At 40.8% G+C, this 20833-nt stretch carries 16 protein-coding genes, 1 tRNA gene and 1 pseudogene; 12 read left to right on the forward strand and 6 right to left on the reverse strand.

All coding sequences use genetic code 11. The features are described from left to right. Positions 1-102 precede the first annotated feature (102 nt). The 4 genes and pseudogenes from AC012T_RS08450 to AC012T_RS08465 all read left to right on the forward strand — a co-directional run. A pseudogene (locus AC012T_RS08450) lies at positions 103-207 on the forward strand (PEP-CTERM sorting domain-containing protein); the annotation flags it as partial. Between the two features lie 228 nt (positions 208-435). Next, positions 436-1884, forward strand: a complete 1449-nt coding sequence (gene atpD, locus AC012T_RS08455; protein ID WP_015212783.1) for a F0F1 ATP synthase subunit beta — start codon at positions 436-438, stop codon at positions 1882-1884. A gap of 108 nt (positions 1885-1992) precedes the next feature. Next, a complete protein-coding gene (gene atpC, locus AC012T_RS08460) occupies positions 1993-2406 on the forward strand; it encodes an ATP synthase F1 subunit epsilon (protein WP_487064792.1) in 414 nt (137 codons plus the stop codon). Between the two features lie 196 nt (positions 2407-2602). Continuing rightward, complete coding sequence (locus AC012T_RS08465; RefSeq protein WP_487064794.1) at positions 2603-4714, forward strand: SPFH domain-containing protein; 2112 nt, start codon at positions 2603-2605, stop codon at positions 4712-4714. A 365-nt stretch (positions 4715-5079) separates the two neighbouring features. Here AC012T_RS08465 and AC012T_RS08470 read toward each other — a convergent pair whose 3' ends face one another. Beyond that, entirely contained in the window at positions 5080-5379 is a 300-nt protein-coding gene (locus tag AC012T_RS08470; RefSeq protein WP_013190996.1) for a 30S ribosomal protein PSRP-3, read from the reverse strand. Between the two features lie 45 nt (positions 5380-5424). Here AC012T_RS08470 and AC012T_RS08475 point away from each other — a divergent pair, with 45 nt between their 5' ends. After that, positions 5425-5574 carry a hypothetical protein gene (locus AC012T_RS08475; protein ID WP_487064796.1) on the forward strand — a complete coding sequence of 50 codons (150 nt, stop codon included), beginning with the start codon at positions 5425-5427 and terminating at the stop codon, positions 5572-5574. After that, the gene (locus AC012T_RS08480) at positions 5567-6373 is read left to right on the forward strand and encodes a tetratricopeptide repeat protein (protein WP_487064798.1); all 807 of its coding nucleotides are present in this window, start codon (positions 5567-5569) and stop codon (positions 6371-6373) included. Before AC012T_RS08475 ends, AC012T_RS08480 begins: the two co-directional genes overlap by 8 nt. Before the next feature lie 295 nt (positions 6374-6668). Here the strand turns inward: AC012T_RS08480 and AC012T_RS08485 are convergent, their stop codons facing one another. The 5 genes from AC012T_RS08485 to ruvB all read right to left on the reverse strand — a co-directional run bounded on the left by AC012T_RS08485 (position 6669) and on the right by ruvB (position 12579). Continuing rightward, entirely contained in the window at positions 6669-7883 is a 1215-nt protein-coding gene (locus AC012T_RS08485) for an RNA-guided endonuclease InsQ/TnpB family protein (protein ID WP_487064800.1), read from the reverse strand. Between the two features lie 104 nt (positions 7884-7987). Next, a complete protein-coding gene (locus tag AC012T_RS08490) occupies positions 7988-8491 on the reverse strand; it encodes a dihydrofolate reductase (RefSeq protein WP_487064802.1) in 504 nt (167 codons plus the stop codon). A 209-nt stretch (positions 8492-8700) separates the two neighbouring features. Beyond that, positions 8701-10254: a cytochrome P450 gene (locus AC012T_RS08495; protein WP_487064804.1), complete on the reverse strand. Its 1554-nt coding sequence runs from the start codon at positions 10252-10254 to the stop codon at positions 8701-8703. Positions 10255-10653: 399 nt separating this feature from the next. Next, the gene (locus AC012T_RS08500) at positions 10654-11445 is read right to left on the reverse strand and encodes a TIGR01548 family HAD-type hydrolase (RefSeq protein ID WP_487064806.1); all 792 of its coding nucleotides are present in this window, start codon (positions 11443-11445) and stop codon (positions 10654-10656) included. A 30-nt stretch (positions 11446-11475) separates the two neighbouring features. Continuing rightward, on the reverse strand, positions 11476-12579 hold the full coding sequence (gene ruvB / locus AC012T_RS08505) for a Holliday junction branch migration DNA helicase RuvB (RefSeq protein WP_487064808.1): 1104 nt from the start codon (positions 12577-12579) through the stop codon (positions 11476-11478). A 193-nt stretch (positions 12580-12772) separates the two neighbouring features. On the opposite strand from ruvB, the gene hisF reads away from it, so the two are divergent. The 6 genes from hisF to AC012T_RS08535 all read left to right on the forward strand — a co-directional run bounded on the left by hisF (position 12773) and on the right by AC012T_RS08535 (position 20832). Next, on the forward strand, positions 12773-13546 hold the full coding sequence (gene hisF / locus AC012T_RS08510) for an imidazole glycerol phosphate synthase subunit HisF (RefSeq protein ID WP_487064810.1): 774 nt from the start codon (positions 12773-12775) through the stop codon (positions 13544-13546). Between the two features lie 98 nt (positions 13547-13644). Next, positions 13645-13836: a hypothetical protein gene (locus AC012T_RS08515; RefSeq protein ID WP_487064812.1), complete on the forward strand. Its 192-nt coding sequence runs from the start codon at positions 13645-13647 to the stop codon at positions 13834-13836. 123 nt (positions 13837-13959) lie between these two features. After that, positions 13960-14032: transfer RNA gene (locus AC012T_RS08520), tRNA-Ala, on the forward strand. A 121-nt stretch (positions 14033-14153) separates the two neighbouring features. Next, positions 14154-16565, forward strand: coding sequence for a type I restriction-modification system subunit M (locus AC012T_RS08525; RefSeq protein ID WP_487064814.1), 2412 nt, complete (start codon positions 14154-14156; stop codon positions 16563-16565). Positions 16566-16570: 5 nt separating this feature from the next. Continuing rightward, positions 16571-17785, forward strand: coding sequence for a restriction endonuclease subunit S (locus tag AC012T_RS08530; protein ID WP_487064816.1), 1215 nt, complete (start codon positions 16571-16573; stop codon positions 17783-17785). Beyond that, positions 17782-20832: a type I restriction endonuclease subunit R gene (locus AC012T_RS08535; protein WP_487064818.1), complete on the forward strand. Its 3051-nt coding sequence runs from the start codon at positions 17782-17784 to the stop codon at positions 20830-20832. The genes AC012T_RS08530 and AC012T_RS08535 overlap by 4 nt, the downstream gene beginning before the upstream one ends. Position 20833: the final 1 nt, after the last annotated feature.

Genomic DNA, 20833 nt, shown 5'->3' on the forward strand with positions numbered 1-20833 from the left:
ATTACCTCTGATAAAAGCATTAAAACACTTCATGTTGGTCTTGAAAATGGACTATCAACTCAATCTGGATATATTACAATTGACAATTTAACCATCGGAGCTAAGTCTGTTCCTGAACCAGCTTCCCTCATTGGTATCCTAGGCTTAGGTGCTTTTGGTGTTACCTCACTTCGCAAACGTAAACAAGCGATCGCAGTTAAAGCATAAATTTAGCATTAAATATAATTCAATCCTTGCCGTGTCAACTCCAGACATGGCATTTTGAATTTTGATACCAGAGATCCTGGACTTGTTCAAGAAATCGGGGATCTCCTCTTAATAATGAATTTAAGGCGAAGGTGGGGGCGTTAGGTGCTAACCTAAAAGATGACATTGCTTGATCTCAGGTCGTTTACGACCCATTCTCAAAAATAGCTTCAATCATTTAGGCGCAGCATGGTCACCACCGCAGAAAAAACAAACATCGGTTACATTACTCAAATCATTGGTCCAGTCGTAGACGTTAAATTTCCCAGCGGGAAATTACCTCAAATCTACAACGCTTTGACCATCAAAGGCACCAACGAAGCCGGACAGGAAATCAACCTCACAGTTGAAGTACAGCAACTACTAGGCGACAACCAAGTACGAGCTGTGGCTATGAGTACTACAGATGGCCTAGTGCGCGGTTTGGAAACTGTTGATACTGGCGCTCCCATCACTGTACCCGTAGGTAAAGTTACCTTAGGACGAATTTTCAACGTTTTGGGTGAACCCGTAGACAACCGGGGCCCTGTAAATGCTGAAGCAACTCTACCCATTCACCGTCCTGCTCCTAAATTCACAGATTTGGAAACCAATCCTTCTGTGTTTGAAACAGGGATTAAGGTTGTTGACTTGCTAACTCCCTATCGACGCGGTGGAAAAATCGGTCTGTTCGGTGGTGCGGGTGTTGGTAAAACCGTGATCATGATGGAATTGATCAACAACATCGCTACTCAACACGGTGGCGTGTCTGTGTTTGCTGGTGTAGGCGAGCGGACACGGGAAGGAAATGACCTCTACAACGAAATGATGGAATCTGGGGTTATCAATAAAGATAATCTCAATGAATCCAAAATTGCTCTCGTTTATGGTCAAATGAACGAGCCACCCGGAGCTAGAATGCGGGTTGGTTTGTCTGGTTTGACAATGGCTGAGTATTTCCGTGATGTCAACAAGCAAGACGTATTGCTGTTTGTTGATAACATTTTCCGGTTTGTACAAGCTGGTTCTGAAGTATCGGCACTGTTGGGTCGGATGCCTTCTGCGGTAGGATATCAGCCTACATTGGGTACTGACGTAGGTGCGTTGCAAGAACGGATTACTTCAACTACAGAGGGTTCTATTACTTCTATTCAAGCTGTATATGTACCTGCGGATGACTTGACAGATCCCGCACCTGCAACTACATTTGCTCACTTGGATGGGACAACAGTATTGTCTCGTGGTTTAGCATCTAAGGGTATTTATCCTGCGGTTGATCCCCTGGGTTCTACTTCTACCATGCTTCAACCTAACATTGTTGGTGAAGACCACTACAACACTGCTCGTGCTGTACAATCAACCCTACAACGTTACAAAGAACTACAAGATATCATCGCTATTCTTGGTTTAGATGAATTGTCTGAAGAAGACCGTCTAATTGTGGCACGGGCGCGGAAAGTTGAGCGTTTCTTGTCTCAGCCATTCTTCGTAGCAGAAGTATTTACTGGTTCTCCTGGTAAGTATGTGAAGTTGGAAGACACCATTAAAGGATTCAAACAAATTCTGTCTGGTGAGTTGGATGCTTTACCAGAGCAAGCTTTCTACTTGGTAGGCGATATTAACGAAGCGATCGCTAAAGGTGAAAAGCTCAAAGGTTAATAGGTAATGGGTAATAGGTAATAGGTAATGGGTAAGAAATTCTTGCCAATCACCAATTGCCTTTTTCCCAGTTACCAGTCACCCTTTCACCAATTAGAAATTAACAATATGACCCTAACTGTTCGTGTAATTGCCCCAGATAAGACTGTTTGGGATGCCCCAGCTGAAGAAGTGATTTTACCTAGCACGACTGGGCAATTAGGTATCCTATCTGGACACGCACCGATGTTATCAGCCTTAGATACAGGTGTAATGCGTGTTCGTGCCAACAAAAATCAAGATTGGCAAGCGATCGCTCTTTTGGGCGGTTTTGCTGAAGTTGATGAAGATGAAGTCACAATCTTGGTCAATGGTGCTGAACGTGGCGACAAAATCAACCTGGAAGAAGCCCGTACAGCTTACAACCAAGCCCAAACTGTTCTGAATCAAGTTGCCGCAGGCGACCGTCAAGCACAAATCCAGGCAACACAAGCCTTTAAACGCGCCCGCGCTCGTTTTCAAGCTGCTGGTGGTTTGGTTTAAAAACATTCAAATTGTCAGAACAGGCATTTTGCCTAGTAGGGGTTTAACAGTGTTAAACCCCTATTGTCTTTAAGGTATATAGCAGAATTCTGGCTTTATTATTTATACTCAAAAAAATTACATCAAGTTTAAGAAAATAACCTCTGCCTTAGTGAAGTGATATCTTAGATGATTAATTGCCCAAAGGGGCAAAAATATGAAAAGCTTTCTATCTTCCTTTGGTAAGAGTAAACAAAATAAGTTTGTAAAGTTGACAGCATCGACTGTAGCAGCTTTAGCCTTAGCTAGTGGTATTAATGCCGCCAATGCGACAAGTATAAAAACGCCCACAGCAACAGAAGTTATTTCCGCCTCAGTCCAGCCTAGTCAAACAGAACCTAACATCAACCAGTTAACAAATAATAGACCTCAATATCAAGCAATGGGGCTAGAACCTTTTGCACTGATACCTTTGATTTTAGTCGGTGGTTTCGTGATTAGTGTTCCTCTGATATTTGGGGGACTGGTAGTTATCGGTGAGCGCGAAGTCGGAATTGTGGTGAAAAAATTCGCCTTGACTGGTAAAGGATTACCTGCGGGTAGGATAATAGCCCTCAACGGAGAAGCAGGTTTACAAGCAGATACCCTTGCACCTGGTTGGCATTGGGGACATTGGCCTTGGCAATATTCAGTTAAAAAAGAGCCGATAATTGTTGTCCCTCAAGGTCAAATAGCCTTAATTGTTGCCGCAGATGGCGCACAAAACCCACCAGAACGGATTTTAGGCAAAATTGTCGAATGTGATAATTTCCAAGATGCCCGTAAATTCTTGACTAAAGGTGGGGAAAAAGGACGGCAAATGGGCTTTCTCACCGCTGGTAGTTACCGGATTAACACTGCTTTGTTCAAAGTGATTACAGCTGCTAACGCTAGTAGTCATGGCATGAGTGCAGAACAATTGAATGTATATAGTGTCAAATCTGATAAAGTCGGCATTGTCACCACTTTGGATGGGTTGCCCATTTCACCAGGAGAAATTGCTGGGGTTGTGATTGAAGGACATGACAACTTCCAAAATGGACAGAAATTTATTAATGGTGGTGGTAGAAGGGGTTTGCAAGAGCAGATTCTGCTATCTGGTTCTTGGAATTTGAATCCTTGGTTTGTACAGGTAGAACAAGTACCGATGACAGAAATACCCATTGGTTATGTGGGTGTGGTAATTTCTTTCGTGGGGCAAGAGCAGGAAGATATCAGCGGTGCAGCTTTCACTCATGGTAATTTGGTGCATCAGGGACATAAAGGCGTTTGGGTAGAACCTCTGTATCCTGGTAAACACCCGACTAACTCCCGGATTATGAAAATTGAGTTAGTACCGACGACGAACATAGTTTTAAATTGGTCAGGACGGACGGAAAGACATAGCTATGATGAGAAATTACAATCTTTAACCGTGCGATCGCGTGATGGGTTCGCATTTGATTTGGAAGTAGCACAAATCATTCATGTCGGTGCTTTAGATGCACCAAAGGTCATTTCCCGCGTTGGTGCAATGCAAAATTTGGTAGATCATGTCCTAGAACCCACAATTGGCAACTATTTCCGCAACTCTGCTCAAAACTGCACTGTACTCGACTTTTTAACAGCGCGGAGTGAACGCCAAACTGAAGCTGCTGAATTTATTAAGGCAGCTTTGCGTGCCTATGATGTACAAGCAATTGATACTTTAATTGGTGATATTCAACCACCTGCGGCCTTAATGCAGACACAGACAGACCGGAAAATTGCGGAAGAAGAACGCAAAACTTATGAAGTTCAGCAAATGGCACAAACCCAACGCCAACAACTGGTACGGGAAACAGCCTTGGCGAATATTCAGCAAGAAATGGTCAAATCTGAGCAAAGTGTCCAAATTGCTGAACTTAAAGCCCAAGCTGCAATTAAGGAAGCCAATGGTGAAGCAGAAGCCACAAAACTCAAATCCATAGCGGAAGCAGAAGGTATCCGGGCTACAGGTAATGCTAAAGCCGAAACCTACCGTACAGGTGTGCAAGCTTTGGGTTCTCAGGGTTATACAGCCATGCAATTAATGCAGATTATAGGCGATCGCAATGTGCGTCTCATTCCTGATGTTATGGTTGCCGGTAACAATGGCAATAGCAACGGTTTGGTAGATGGTTTACTGTCGATGATTTTATGGAATCAAACAGGCAAAACACATCCAGAAACCAAAATGCCTGTACCACCACCTCCACCGCTGACTAAAATTGAACCAGATGATCACAACAGTAATTCCCAGTTAGTTGTGCAATTGCCAGTAGATAAATAATATGCCGTTTGTAGAGATGTTCCATAAAACATTTCTACAGTTGACCAAAAACAGGGTGTGGGGAACTGCTTCCCTACCCCCACTGTTTAATTGAACCGTATAAGGTTGTCATTGCTGCCTGAGTGCCGCATCTTCTCCATTCCATTTTCAGCTTCCTGTACTTCAAAATCGAAATTGGCAAAAATTGTTTTAGCAATAAACGATTGCTAGCATAATCTTCGACAATCAAAAAAGGTGACTAGGGAGGATAGGGAGATCAGAAAAATAACGTTCTAGCTATTTCCTCTCTGTCACCTGTCACCTGTCACCTGTCACCTGTCACCTTCTTTCTGCCTTCAATCACCAATTAGCGATTACTAAAAGGATCAAGCACTACCTGTGAAGGCAACTTCTGGGAATTTCAACTGGGCTTCGGCCATGGGACGGTTTCTGCCTTCTTCTTGCCAGTAGTTGATTACTTCTGTTGCTTTGTTGAGCAACTCAACGCGGTCAACATCTGTAATCCAGTGTTTGGATTCTAACTCTTTTTTTAATTCTTCCCAGGCATCATTTCTGGGCCAGAAAAAATACTTGGTCAAAGGACTAGTACCTTTACCAACAACCTGATCAACTGCTAGAGCGACGTTCTCATCTAACCAGAGAATTTTTAAAATGAACTTGGTCAATTACACCTCCGGGAAAAATCCGGCTATTACTTAACTAAATTAGCGATGCCTGCGGCAACCTACACAGAGGCTCATTTTAACGCAAACTCTGACCAATTGACCAGCCCTTTGGGACTGGAAGAGGATGGAACCGATAAGGAATATTTATGCTTTATGATTAATTTTATTGCCCACCACAGAGCGATCAATGATTAAAATAATCTGTATTTTTTTGAGTTTGTTAATTGTCTTTAGCTGGAGTACACCAGTGATGGCACAATCCTCAATAGGGAGTACTACCCAAGAAGAGTTACAGCAAGGGGATGAGTTAGCAACTAAGGCATTTGCCGCTACAAATCAAGGTGATTTTGCTACGGCTGAAAGCTATTGGACAGAGATTATTGAAAAGTTTCCCACTAATGCCGGTGCTTGGAGTAATCGGGGTAATTCCCGCGTTAGCCAGAATAAATTAGCGGCAGCACTGACAGATTATAACAAGGCTGTAGAATTAGCACCCAATGTTACAGACCCTTATTTAAATCGAGGGACAGCGTTAGAAGGTTTGGGGAGATGGGAAGAAGCGATCGCAGATTATAATCATGTTTTAGAGCTAGATCCTAATGATGCAATGGCTTACAACAATCGGGGTAACGCCAAAACAGGGTTAGGAAAATGGGAAGATGCGATCGCAGATTACCAAAAAGCCACAGAAATCGCTCCCAATTTTGCCTTCGCTAGAGCTAATTATGCCCTAGCTTTATATGAAACTAGTCAAACAGACAAAGCTATCCGGGAAATGCGAAATATAGTCCGTAAATATCCCAAATTCGCTGATATGCGTGCCGCCTTAACAGCTGCATACTGGGTAAGTGGACAAAAAGGCGAAGCTGAAAGCAACTGGGTAGCAGCCTATGGACTTGATACCCGCTATAAAGATATGAACTGGGTACAAAATATCCGTCGTTGGCCTCCCAGTATGGTAGCAGCCTTGGATAAATTTCTGAAATTACAGTAAATGGATTTGCTATTACAGCAGAATTCAGGAGTCAGGCTTCGCCGTGAGCGTCAGCCGAACGGAGTCGGAAGAGTTGTGAGTATTAAGTACCGAGTGCTTGACTCTCCTTCTTACTCATTACTCGTTACTCGTTACTCATCGCTCTGTACTGGTTTTGTGTATAGGTTTCAATAGACCTCTTGCAAAAAAGTTTTGTGGTAAGATAGAGGGTTAAACAAAAGCTCTACTGGATGCGATGCTTGCATCACACTCCAAACAAATTTAGACTAAACCGATACAAAAAAGCTAACAAATGCTAACAAGAGCCAGCTTTTTCTTCCTGCTTCATCCTAGAAGTGTCGGCACTATCTAGTCCACAGGCTAACACGGTCAATCTGACCGCTTCTTGTTTTAAGTTCAAAGCAGCATTTAAATCTCTGTCACACTCAAAGCCACAGCTATCACATTTAAACACTCTTTGAGATAATGACAGTGATGTTTTCTTCTGTCCACAACTAGAGCAAGTCTTACTACTGGGATAAAATCTATCCACAATCAATAACTTACTACCATAGAGTTGGGTTTTATATTTTAGCTGCCTTCTAAATTCATAAAAGCCCATATCCGCTATAGCTTTTGATAATTTCCCATTGGCTAACATCCCGGATACATTCAAATCTTCTATCCCTATAACCGCGTGGTTTTTGCTGATATAGGTGGTGATTTTGTGTAATGTGTCTTTTCTGATGTTGGCTATTTTTTGGTGTAGTCTCGCTATTTTGATTTGTGCTTTTCTATAATTACTTGACCCAACTTTTTTATGCCGATTCAAGTATTGTATTCTTGCTAGTAAGTATTCATACTTTTTATAGCTTTTTGCTCCATCAAATATCTCTCCTGTTGACAACACTGCTAGATGATTTATTCCTAAGTCAACTCCAATAAACTCTTGTTTGTCAGGAGTTTCATGGTTAGTGGGCGACTTGTTTTGAGCGAAGTCGAAGGAAGTCGAACTACTGGTTTCTACTGATATTTTCCAAGAGATAAACCACTTGTCAGCTTGTTTACTGATTGTGACTGATTTGGGTTTATATCCAAAAGGTAAAATCTCATAAGTTTTTAACCATCCAATTATGGGAACTTTTACTTTTTTATGGTCAATATGAATTGCACCATCTAACGTAAAAGAATCATGTCTACCTTTTTTCTTGAATTTAGGAAACCCTTTAACTTTTTTGAAAAAGGATTTAAAGGCATCTGACAAATATTTTAATGCGTATTGAGGAGCGCATTTAGATACTTCATAATACCAAGGATGGGTAGATTTAATTGCTGCTACTAACCATTTATGTAAATCTATGGCTGTGGGAAATTTAATTTTGTCTTCAGGATTAAGTTTGTTATGTATGAGAACCTGTTGACACAATGCTAATCCTTGATTCCAAGCGTGTCTGGCTACTCCTGCGTGTTGTGCCAGTAGTAGACGTTGTTGCTTGTTTACCTTGAGTTCGGTCTTGAATCCTAGTAGCATGTAGGTATTTTACAGCCAAATGCCAATCTAGTCACAATAGCTGATGACTTTGGCTGGAATCATAAGTGAGTAATTGGTATTAATTGTTAGCTTTTCAGCTACTGTTAATTAACCCTTTCCATCTCCACAAACTTAAACTTAAAGCCATTTTCCTGCAAATGTTCTTCTTTGGTTACTTTACCGAAATCTGCAAACTCAGGAAAATATATATCTCCCTCAAAATTACCTTCCACAATTGTCAAATAAAGCTTATCTGCAAATTGGATCGCCTCAGCATAAATTTCTCCACCACCAGCAATAAATATCTCCTCTGTTTCACTCATTTTAGCCCATTCAACTGCCTCCAAAAGTGAATGAAAAATAACACAACCGGGAGCTTGATAATCAAGATTTCTGGTAACAATTATATTTGTACGATTTGGCAGCGGTTGATAAAAAGTAGAATAAGTTCTCCGACCCATAATCACAGGATGCCGCCAGGTAATTTCTTGAAAATGATGTCCATCCGTGGGAATATTCCAAGGAATACCCACATGAATATGTTCCTTTGTTGAGTCAGCTAAAATCCGATTTTCAGAAATAGCTGCAATGAGGCTAATTAGAGGCATATAACACTATCCTTATTTTTGAAATGTAAATTTTGCTAATTCAAGTTAGGTTATTTTTTTCAGCTATTATCTTCTGACTATCTTTCTATTTTATGCAACTTCACATAAAACTAAGTATGAGGCTTTATTTCTCCTACAGATGTATTAGCATACTTAACTTTTAGCTGTCTTTCTGTTGCACTATTCCCAAAAATTTACTCAGAAATTCCCTACTGTCTCGAACGAAAACGCACTGGCATACCATCAGATGGATAAATCAAAAGGTTCTGCTGTAATTGTTCCACAGATGAACGACCTTCAGCTAATTCCCATTCAAAGTGATGCAGCAGTAGTGCCAGCATTACCGTAGCTTCCAGCATTGATAAATGCTCTCCCAAACAACGATGAGAACCAGAGCCAAAATCTATCATGGGCAGTTGACTAATTTCCTTGCTGTTATCTAACCAACGCTCTGGCATAAATTCTTCAGGACTAGAATAAACTTCTGGATCTCTTCCAGCAGCAAGCATTGACCAAAATATTTTCGTACCACTAGGAATCACTTGACCCTCAATCACAATTTCTCGTTTAGCCTCCAATGAAGTTGAGCCGGAAGCAACGGAATAAAGACGTAAGGTTTCTTTGATAATAGCGCGAATATAACTCAATTCCTTGAAGCTGTTTGTATTAATAGCGCCTTGATTTTCCCAAACTTTGTCAACTACAACCTGTGCCTGCTGAAAAACCCTTGGATTTAAGGATAATTCTGCTACTGCAAAGGATAAAGTATGGGCTGTTGTATCAGTACCAGCTAGTAAAAGTTCAATAGATTCCCCTATTAGTGATTCACGATTGTAGTTTGGTTCTTTGGCAGCTATTTTCACTAACATTGATTCTTGGAACAAAGAACTTACCTGTTGTAAATCGGTTTTATTTTGTTCTCTCATCTGCAAAGCTAAGTCTACACGGGGAGTAATAAAATCCTCTACATATCGCTTTGCTGCCCAATAATCTCGTGAATTTTTAGTTGGTAAATATTTCATCCAACTCTTCTCACCAGTAGCTACCCGTAAGAACCGATAGGTTAGAATAGACATCGCCTCGTACACCTTGGCAACATCAAGGGGTGGACCTTCTGGAGTAGGGGTTTTTCTATTCACAGGAATGCCCAGTACTAGACAGGAAATCACCCTCATTGTTAGTTCTACAAATAGAGGATCTACCTGAAGTTCTTTTGATGGTTCCGTTTCCTGAATTTTCTCAATTACTTGTTCGCAAGCTTGGCTAATAATATCCACATATTTGGACAAACTGCTAGAACTAAATTCGGGGTTCCAAGCCTTACGTCGCCACTGCCACTCAGTTCCCTGTTGACCTAAAAGAATCGGTCCACCGAGGTCGTTCCAAGCTTTGCTTGCGCGTGCGGATCTAACTAAACTACCATCTCTCATTCCATTAACGATGGTTTCTTCTATAACTTTTGGCTGACTCAACACAAGAACTGGTTGGCCAGTCCAATAAACATACATCGGTCCTAGTTGCTTGCTCCAATCAAATAATAATTGGAAAAATTTCTTTTGTTTTACTGCTGCTAATACTTGAGGAATATTTCCTAATAGCCAATGTTTGGGAGGAGAAGGAAGTGACTGTAGAGATTTGTAAGCGTTTTTTTGTTTCCACTGCCGCCCACCAAGTATTCCCGCTGCGCTAGTAACGCCTAAGACTATGACTAAATTTAGATGCAAGGAAGAAAAAGCTATCTGAGTAGAAATCTCTGGGGACATAAATTTTCCTTCATCCAACAAAAACTTAATTTATCCAGATTCTACCGTATTGGATACAGATTTTTTTTAAGGATTTAGGTCTAAACTTGAGAGATTAATGGACTTCCAATCCATAAATAATTCAATTTCGTCACTATGCCCGCAAGTTTTCATCAGATGTCTATTAATGCGATCGTATTGGATACAGATTTTTTTTAAGGATTTAGGTCTAAACTTGAGAGATTAATGGACTTCCAATCCATAAATAATTCAATTTCGTCACTATGCCCGCAAGTTTTCATCAGATGTCTATTAATGCGATAGCGTACAGATATCTGTAGGAATCGCTCTCACACTTCTATAGAGCGATCGCTTTTGAACCCATTGCTTGATTGATTTTAATTAATTTTAAAATACTGATTATCCTTTTTGCAATTTCTGAATCTGCTCGAAAGTTAATTCCTGCACATTACTAAATACTATATTTGCCCCTGCTTGAATTAATGTTTCAGTATAAGCATCACGTCGGGTTGCTGTTTCTTGCACATGGGGTGGTAAAACTCCTACAGCCAGCCAAGTGCGAGAATCATCTATATTTCTGGCTTTTTCGACGGTGTACATATCTGCAACCGTATCACCTACATAAACTACTGTTGGTTTTCTGTCACTACCATTTTCTAATAAGCTAATAGTGGCAAAAAGTCCTGTGGGGTCAGGTTTACCGGGTGCGTCTTCCATTGCAATTAATATCGGAGATTGCAAACCTAAGCGTTTTTCTAAAACATAAGTCGCAGAACCGCGAGTAGCACCGCTAAAAAATCCCCAACCAACACCCGTTTGTGTGAGTTCTTGAAAATAATTAGGTTGGGCTAATAAAGGTTCATTACAAATGTAGCCATTCCAATTTTCTGGGTCTGTACCTCGGTAACGGGTTTGAAAATAAGCAACAATATTTTGATAATCTAATTGTAATTGTTCGCGGTTTTGTCCTTGGGTAACAAAGTGACGGTAAATGAATTCCTGGGAGGCTTCCCAATCGTTATTCCAAATTCCTTCTGATTTGAGGTTATCAATGTCTTCTGGTGTGGGACGGTAAGCTTGAGCGGTAAAATGCTCTACGGTATCTGCTAAGGCGCGGCGATAAGAACCACCAACATCACGGATAACGCCATCTATATCAAAAACGACTATTGCTTTTGTTTGTTGAGTCATGGGAATGGGGGAATTGATGTTTGCAGGGAATTAAAGCAATGATAATTGCTCATTGGGTGGTTTAAATCCCATGTGTTTATATGCGGCTTGCGTGGCAACTCTACCACGAGGGGTGCGGCTTAAATAGCCAATTTGCATTAAATAAGGTTCATAAACTTCTTCAATGGTTTGGGTGTCTTCACCTGTTGCTGCGGCGATGGTTTCTAAGCCCACTGGCCCACCATTGAAGTTTTCAATGATCATACTCAGCATTTTTCTATCTGTCCAATCTAAGCCGCAAGGATCTACTTGGAAGAGTTGTAAAGCTTCAGCAGCAACATTTTCATTGATTTCTCCACAGGTTTTCACCTCAGCATAATCACGGACTCGTTTTAATAATCTGTTCGCAATCCGTGGCGTTCCCCGTGAACGTTTGGCAATTTCTGTAGCCCCATCTGCATTGACTGGTGTTTTTAATAATTCAGCGGTGCGGAGAACAATTTGACTGAGTTCGTCAACTTCATAAAATCGCAGTTTTTGAACTAAGCCAAAGCGATCGCGCAAAGGTGATGTTAATGCACCTACACGGGTTGTCGCCCCCACTAAGGTAAACTTAACCAGTGGTATACTTCTAATCCGAGCGCTGGAACCCTTACCCACCGTAATATCTAAGCGATAATCTTCCATCGCTGGATACAAAATCTCTTCAGTCATCCGCGACAGGCGATGAATTTCATCAATAAAAAGCACGTCTCCGGCTTTGAGGTTCACCAATAACCCAACTATATCCCTTGGTCGTTCCAATGCTGGGGCGCTGGTAATCTTACAACTTACTCCCATCTCCGAGGCTAAAATCATCGCCATTGTGGTTTTACCCAAGCCAGGAGGACCATACAGCAACAGATGATCCATCACTTCACTCCTAGACTTAGCAGCTTTAATGGCAATATCTAGTACATCTTTTAAGTCTTTTTGCCCGATGTAGTCTGCAAATCGCTGGGGTCGAATACTCTCTTCTTGCTTACCTTCTTCATCAATAGCCGCTTCAGGTTGCAATATATTATTTTCCTGGGGAGGTACTTTTGCTGACTCTCTCGGCTGTCGAGGTTCTTGATTAGGTTCTTGTCCGCTTTTTCTTGAGGAGATTATCGCCATAATTTTCAGAAATTCAGAAGTAGAGGTTTAGCACCGATAAATCGTTACAGCAGTCAAGAATTACAACCAGTATAAGATATTTGCAGTCTTCATTATCTTCTGAGAGCTTGAGTGTTTTCATCCTCTTGTCACCTATTTCCCAATTACCTTTACAATTTAAATTCCGGCAATTACCAGGAGGATGAAAGTCGTTATGTTATCTAAAAGAATTTTACCTTGCTTGGATGTCAAGGCGGGACGGGTTGTCAAAGGAGTTAACTTTGTAAATTTGAAGGATGCGGGTGATCCGGTAGAACTGGCCAAGGTTTATAACGAAGCCGGTGCTGATGAGTTAGTGTTTCTGGATATTACGGCGACTCATGAAGACCGGGACACGATTATTGATGTGGTTTACCGAACTGCTGAACAGGTCTTTATTCCATTGACTGTGGGGGGTGGGATTCAAACCTTAGAAAATGTTAAAGGTTTGTTACGAGCCGGAGCTGACAAGGTTAGTATTAATTCTGCGGCAGTCCGTGACCCAGACTTAATTAATCGGGCAAGCGATCGCTTTGGTAATCAATGTATCGTTGTGGCAATTGATGCTAGGCGAAGAGTTGACCCCAATAACCCAGGCTGGGATGTCTATGTAAGAGGGGGTAGAGAAAACACTGGCAAGGATGCCCTACTGTGGGCGCAGGAAGTGGAACAACGCGGGGCAGGTGAATTGTTGGTGACAAGTATGGATGCAGATGGTACTCAAGCTGGTTATGATTTGGAGTTAACACGAGCGATCGCTCAATCTGTAGAAATTCCCGTCATTGCTTCTGGAGGTGCAGGAAATTGTGAACATATCCACGATGCCCTCACCACAGGTAAAGCAGAAGCCGCATTATTAGCATCGCTGTTACATTACGGGCAGTTAAGCGTAGCCCAAATTAAGAATTATTTGCAAGAGCGATCTGTTCCAGTCAGAATCCCCTGCTAGTACCAAATAGAAACTAACCACATCTATCTTAAGTTAGACACAGTTACCCAAAACAATGTTAAGATTATGTTTACTAGTATGAATAAATATTAAGAACTATGTTGATTCCTATTTTACTTTTTGATGTGGCGCTGGTAGCCTGGTCGCTGCACCTGATGGAGAGAGCCTACGAGAGCAAAGAATTTTCTCTGATGTTGGCTGGTACATTGGTTGCCGTAGCTGCTGCCGCTATGTTAGTAGTCTACTTTTTGATGGGTCATTGCATGACTTATCTGTTGCAAGTTTCTTAGGCGAGTACTCACATCTAAATAAAGTAAAGGGTATAGCTCACATATAATTTCAAATTTAATATTTAACAATCAATTTCTTGACAAAACACCAATAATTAAGGCATTATAGTAAATGCGTTTCACGGGGTTATAGCTCAGTTGGTAGAGCGCTTGAATGGCATTCAAGAGGTCAGGGGTTCGATTCCCCTTAGCTCCATTGTCTATTAAATAATTATTGTCCAACTTTACCAATCTGAGGGACAGTCGCCGCGTAATTCTATTTTTTGAGCTTAACTGACAAGTATTGGATCAGGGGAATCTTTTGAAGGCGACACAAAATGGCAATTAAAAAAAGTGAACTTTATAGTTCGTTATGGAAAAGCTGTGATGAATTGCGGGGGGGTATGGATGCCTCCCAGTATAAAGATTATGTATTGGTTTTATTATTTGTTAAATATGTATCTGATAAATATGCTGGTGTTGCAGATGCCCTGATTGAAGTCCCTGAAGGTGGAGGCTTTCAGGATATTGTCGCCCTCAAAGGACAGAAAAATATCGGGGATGGTATCAACAAAATTATCGCCAATTTAGCTGAAGCTAATGATTTAAAAGGTGTTATTGATGTCGCTGATTTCAATGATGCCGATAAACTGGGCAGAGGTAAGGAAATGCAGGACAGGCTTTCCAACTTAGTGGCGATTTTTGAAACCCCTGCTTTAAATTTTAGTAAAAACCGCGCCGATGGTGATGATATTTTAGGCGATGCCTATGAGTATCTGATGCGGAATTTTGCCACCCAATCGGGTAAAAGCAAAGGACAATTTTATACACCTGCGGAAGTTTCCCGTGTTATCTCTCAAGTGATAGGCGTTAATTCCGCCCAAAGCCAGGAGCAAACAATTTATGATCCTACCTGTGGTAGTGGTTCTTTGTTGTTAAAGTCTGCCGATGAAGCGGAACGGGGTTTAACTATCTACGGGCAGGAGATGGACAACGCCACCCGCGCCTTGGCGAGGATGAACATGATCCTCCACGGACACGATACCGCCGAAATTTGGCAGGATAACACTTTATCAAGTCCTTACTTCAAAGATGACGATGGTAGCCTGAAAACCTTTGATTTTGCCGTAGCTAATCCTCCCTTTTCCTCAAAAGCTTGGAGTAATGGACTAAATCCAGCCAAGGACGAATTTCAACGATTTGATGGTTATGGCATCCCTCCCGCTAAAAATGGCGACTATGCCTTTTTGCTGCACATTGTTCGCTCCCTCAAAAGCAATGGTAAAGGGGCGATTATTTTGCCGCATGGGGTACTGTTTCGGGGGAATGCCGAGGCAGAAATTCGCAAAAATCTGATTTGCAAGGGCATTATTAAAGGGATTATTGGGCTACCACCGAACCTGTTTTATGGAACGGGGATTCCTGCTTGCATTATTGTTTTAGACAAAGAAGATGCCGAGAATCGTCAAAGCATTTTTATGATTGATGCCAGCAAGGGGTTTGTGAAAGACGGCAATAAAAACCGTTTGCGAGAGCAAGACATTCATAAAATTGTTGATGTCTTTAATAAGCAGCTAGAAGTGGCGAAATATTCGCGCCTAGTTCCAATTCAGGAAATTGAAACTCATGACTACAATCTGAATATCCCCCGTTACATTGACTCTCAGGAAGAGGAAGATATTCAGGATATTGAGGCGCATTTATTGGGGGGGATACCCAAGGGAGATATTGAGGCTTTGAGCGATTACTGGCAAGTTTACCCGACGCTGCAACAGTCGTTATTTGAGCCAGCAAATCGCCCAGGATACTTGGTATTAAAGATTTTAGCGTCAGAAGTCAAAGCTTGTATTTTTGCTCATCCTGAATTTATCAACTATGGGAAAGACATTCAAGCGGTGTTTGAGACGTGGCAAAGAAAACACACGCCTTTGCTAAAGGCTATCCAGCCGGGAGACAAGCCAAAAGCGATTATTCATGCCCTGTCGGAAGATTTACTGCAAGGATTTACGGGTAAAAGCCTGATTGATAAGTATGATGTTTATCAGCACCTGATGACTTATTGGGTGGAAATCATGCGGGACGATGTTTATATTTTGGTTGAGGATGGTTGGAAGGCAGAACTAACAACGGTAACAAATAAAAAAGGTGCAGTTATAGATTATGTCTGCGAACTGATTCCCAAGGAGTTGATGATTAGCCGCTATTTTCAAGCTGAACAAGCGGAAATTGATAAGCTGGAAACTCAAAAAGATGAAATTGTCCGCCAGCAGGAAGAACTACAAGAAGAATATGGTGGAGAAGAGGGTTTATTAGCAGAAGTGACTAATGACAGTGGAAAAGTCACCAAAACTAATCTTAATGTTCGCATTAAAGAAATTCAGAAAAATCCACTTTTTGCAGATGCCGATGAATTAAAGGTGTTAAAGAGTTATTTAAAATTGATTGATAAAGAGGCAGAAGTTAGTAAACAAATCAGGGATGTAACTCAATCTTTACATAATCAGGTGATTAAAAAATATGGAGAATTAACAGAGGAAGAAATTAAAACTCTGGTGGTTGATGATAAATGGATGCAGACTTTAAGACAGGCGATTAATTCGGAGATGGATCGGATTTCGCAACGGTTGACGCAAAGGATTCAGGAGTTGGGAGAACGGTATGATAGGCCTTTGCCGCAGTTGACTGATGAGGTTGAGGAGTTGACAAGGAAGGTTGAGGGACATTTGCAAAAAATGGGGATGGTGTGGTAATGGAAATGAAGATATCAGAAGGCTATAAACAAACTGAGGTAGGGATTATTCCTGATGATTGGGAAGTTCAATCAGTTGGTGAATCGTTTGAGATTGTTAATAACCTTCGTTATCCCATTAGTGAAGAAGTTAGAAAAAAGAAGGTTGGAGATTATCCATACTATGGACCCACAAAAATACAGGGCTATATTGATGAATATAGAGTTGAAGGAGAGTATGCCTTAATTGGAGAAGATGGAGACCATTTTCTAAAATGGCGTGAATTATCAATGACATTATTGGTAAAAGGAAAATTTAATGTTAACAATCATGCCCACTTAATTAAAGGAACTAAAAATCTTACTGAGTGGTTTTATTATTACTTCGGACATAGAGAACTCACGCCGTATTTAACACGCCAGGGGGCAGGAAGATATAAATTAACAAAAAATACTTTGCTCCAAATTCCGTGTGCTATCCCTCCAACAATAGAAGAACAAAAAGCGATCGCACAATCCCTAAGTGATGTAGATGCCCTGATTACAGTGTTGGAGCGACTTATCACCAAAAAACGCAACATCAAGCAGGGTACAATGCAGCAACTACTCACGGGTAAAAAACGCCTACCCGGTTTTAGCGGTGAGTGGGAGGTGAAGAGACTGGAAGAATTAACGACAATTACAAGACTAGCAGGTGCAGAATATTCTTCTGTATGGAAGGAGGACGACAATGGTGAAATAATTGCATTGAGAGGATTTAATATTGGAAAAAACCGAATTATTGAGAAAGACTTAGCCAGAATTTCAAATGAACTTTCTTTGAAGTTAAACAGATCAAGACTTTATATAGGTGATGTAATCTATCCTTGCGTAGGAACAATCGGAAACGCAGTTGTTATAGAGGAAAATGATAAATACCATATTCAGCAAAACATTGCAAAAATAACTCCAATAAAAGGCATCCTTTCATCATATTATTTGGCTCATTATTTGATGAGTCCCCTTGGATTAAACGAAGTGCTAAGATTTAATGCAACCTCAAGTCAGCCAAATGTTTTAGTAGGAAGTTTAAGAAATTATAGAATTCCTCTCCCCGTAATAGCAGAACAAAAAGCCATTACGCAAATCCTCAGCGACATGGACGCAGAGATTGAGGCTTTAGAACAAAAACGCGATAAACACAAAGCCATAAAACAGGGGATGATACAAGAACTTCTCACCGGAAAAACGAGGTTGCTATGAATCAAGTCGGACAACGTGAACGCCAAACCCAAAACCGCATCGTGCAACTATTTCAGCATCAATTAAACTATCGCTATTTGGGTAATTGGCAAGACCGACCGAACAACAGCAACATCGAAACCGACATCCTCACCACCTTCCTCCGCGACACCCAAGGCTACAACGACACCCTAATCACCAAAGCCTTGTATGAACTCAACAAAGTCGCCGGCGACCAAAGCAAAAACCTATACGACATCAACAGAGAAGTCTATAGCCTCCTGCGCTATGGAGTCAAAGTCAAAGAAGAAGCAGGAGAAAACACCCAAACCGTTTGGCTGATTAACTGGGAAGCACCCCTAGAAAACGACTTTGCCATTGCCGAAGAAGTCACCGTCAAAGGTGAAAACACCAAACGCCCAGATATAGTTATATACATCAACGGCATCGCCCTCGGAGTTCTGGAACTCAAACGCAGCACCGTCTCAGTTTCCGAAGGTATTCGCCAAAACCTCGACAATCAAAAATCTATTTTTATCAAATCCTTCTTTAACACCATGCAGCTAGTCATGGCAGGTAACGACACCGAAGGACTTCGTTATGGAACTATTGAAACCTCAGAAAAATATTATCTCACCTGGAAAGAAGCCAGCGACATCGAAAATCCCTTAGACAAACATCTACTGCAACTCTGTGAAAAAGAGCGTTTTTTAGAACTCATTCACAACTTTATCGTCTTTGACAGTGGCATCAAAAAACTCTGCCGTCATAACCAATATTTTGGAGTCAAAGCTGCCCAAACTTATCTCCAACGCCGGGAAGGAGGTATCATTTGGCATACCCAAGGCAGTGGTAAAAGCTTAACAATGGTTTGGCTTACCAAATGGATTCGGGAATATAACCCTAATGCTCGCGTCTTAATTATCACTGATAGGGATGAACTCGACGAGCAAATTAAAAACGTCTTTCTCGGAGTCAACGAAAACATCTATCGCACCAAAAGCGGGAGAGACTTAATTAACCAATTGAATAAAACTACCCCTTGGTTACTCTGTTCCTTAATCCATAAATTTGGCAGAAAAGATCATAAAAAAGAAAAAAATCAAGCCGATTACGATAACTATATTGCCGAACTTAAAAGCAATTTACCCCAAAATTTTCAAGCTAAAGGCGATATTTATGTCTTTGTTGATGAATGTCACCGCACCCAATCTGGTGATTTACACAAAGCCATGAAGAAAATTTTGCCCAAGGCTATATTCATCGGTTTTACAGGTACTCCCTTACTCAAAAAAGACAAACAAAATAGTAACGAGATTTTTGGTAATTACATTCACTATTACAAATTTGACGAAGCTGTAACAGATCAAGTTGTCTTAGATTTGCGTTATGAAGCTCGCAATGTTGAGCAGTATATTACTTCACAAACCAAAATTGATAAATGGTTTGAAGCCAAAACCCAAGGCTTAACCGAAGACGCTAAAACCGAACTCAAAAAACGCTGGGGAACTATGCAAAAACTCCTCAGTTCAAAATCACGCATTAGTCAAATAGTCAATGATATCTTATTTGACTTTGGCACTAAAGACCGATTACAAAGCGGACGGGGTAACGCCATCCTTGTAGCTGGGAGCATTTACGAAGCTTGTAAATATTATGAATTATTCCAAGCTGAAGGCTTTACAAAATGCGCCATTATCACCTCTTATGATGCTTCACTGCAAAGTATTAAAGGTGAAAGTACAGGAGAAGATGAATACACCGAAAAAATTCAACAATATGAAATTTATCAAAAAATGCTCAATGGTAAAACCTCAGAGCAATTTGAGAAAGATGTCAAAAATACATTTATTAAATCACCTGCTCAAATGAAACTGCTGATAGTAGTAGATAAACTCCTCACAGGTTTTGATGCTCCTGCTGCTACCTATCTCTACATTGATAAAACCATGCGAGATCATGGATTATTTCAAGCAGTTTGTCGCGTCAATCGCTTAGATAGTGAAGACAAAGATTATGGTTATATTATAGACTACAAAGACCTATTTAAAAGTTTAGAAAAATCCGTTAATGATTATACCTCAGAAGCCTTTGCAGATTATGATATCAATGATATTGTCGGGTTATTAAAAGACAGACTCGAAAAAGGTAGAGAAAACCTGGAAATTGCCAGAGAAACTATTCAAGCTTTGTGCAAATTGGTAGAACCTCCCCAAGACACACCCGCCTATATTCGCTATTTCTGTGGTGACACTGCAAACGCCGAAAATTTAAAAAGTAACGAACCAAAACGAATAACTCTTTATAAAAGTGTCGCTGCACTTATCCGGGCTTATGCTAATCTTGCCAATGATATGGAAGCAGCCGGATATACCCCCGCAGAAATCGCAATTATTAAACAAGAAGTTAAACATTACGAACAGGTACGCGCCGAAGTAAAACTAGCCAGTAGCGATTATATTGATTTGAAAACTTATGAACCCGCCATGCGTCACTTAATTGATAGTTATATTGGCGCAGAAGAAAGCGAAGTTATTTCCAACTTTGACGACATGACACTAATTCAGTTAATTGTTGAACGTGGAGCAAATGCTGTTGACGCATTACCCAAAAGCATCCAGCAAAACCCCAAAGCCGTAGCGGAAACCATCGAAAACAACCTCCGCAAACTGATTATTGAACAGCAGCCCACCAACCCCAAATATTTTGATAAAATGTCCATCTTGCTGGATGAATTAATTCAAACCCGCAACGCAGCAGCCGACGATTATAAAGCCTATTTGCAGCAAATTGTTGAGTTAAGTAAACAAGTTGCTCAACCTAATAACTCATCTCAGTATCCTCAATCTTTGAACTCTCCTGCGAAAAGGGCGTTATACGACAACCTCAATCAAAATGAAGTATTAGCTCTAGCGATAGATGATATAATTCGTCAAACCAAAAAAGATGGGTGGCGGGGAAACATCATCAAAGAGCGCCAAGTCAAAAATGCTATTAAGAAATATCTAGATTCATCAGCAGATTTAGAGCGAATTTTTGAAATTGTCAAAAGCCAAAGCGAGTATTAAA

It is taken from the genome of Anabaena sp. EIM26, from assembly GCF_057568715.1.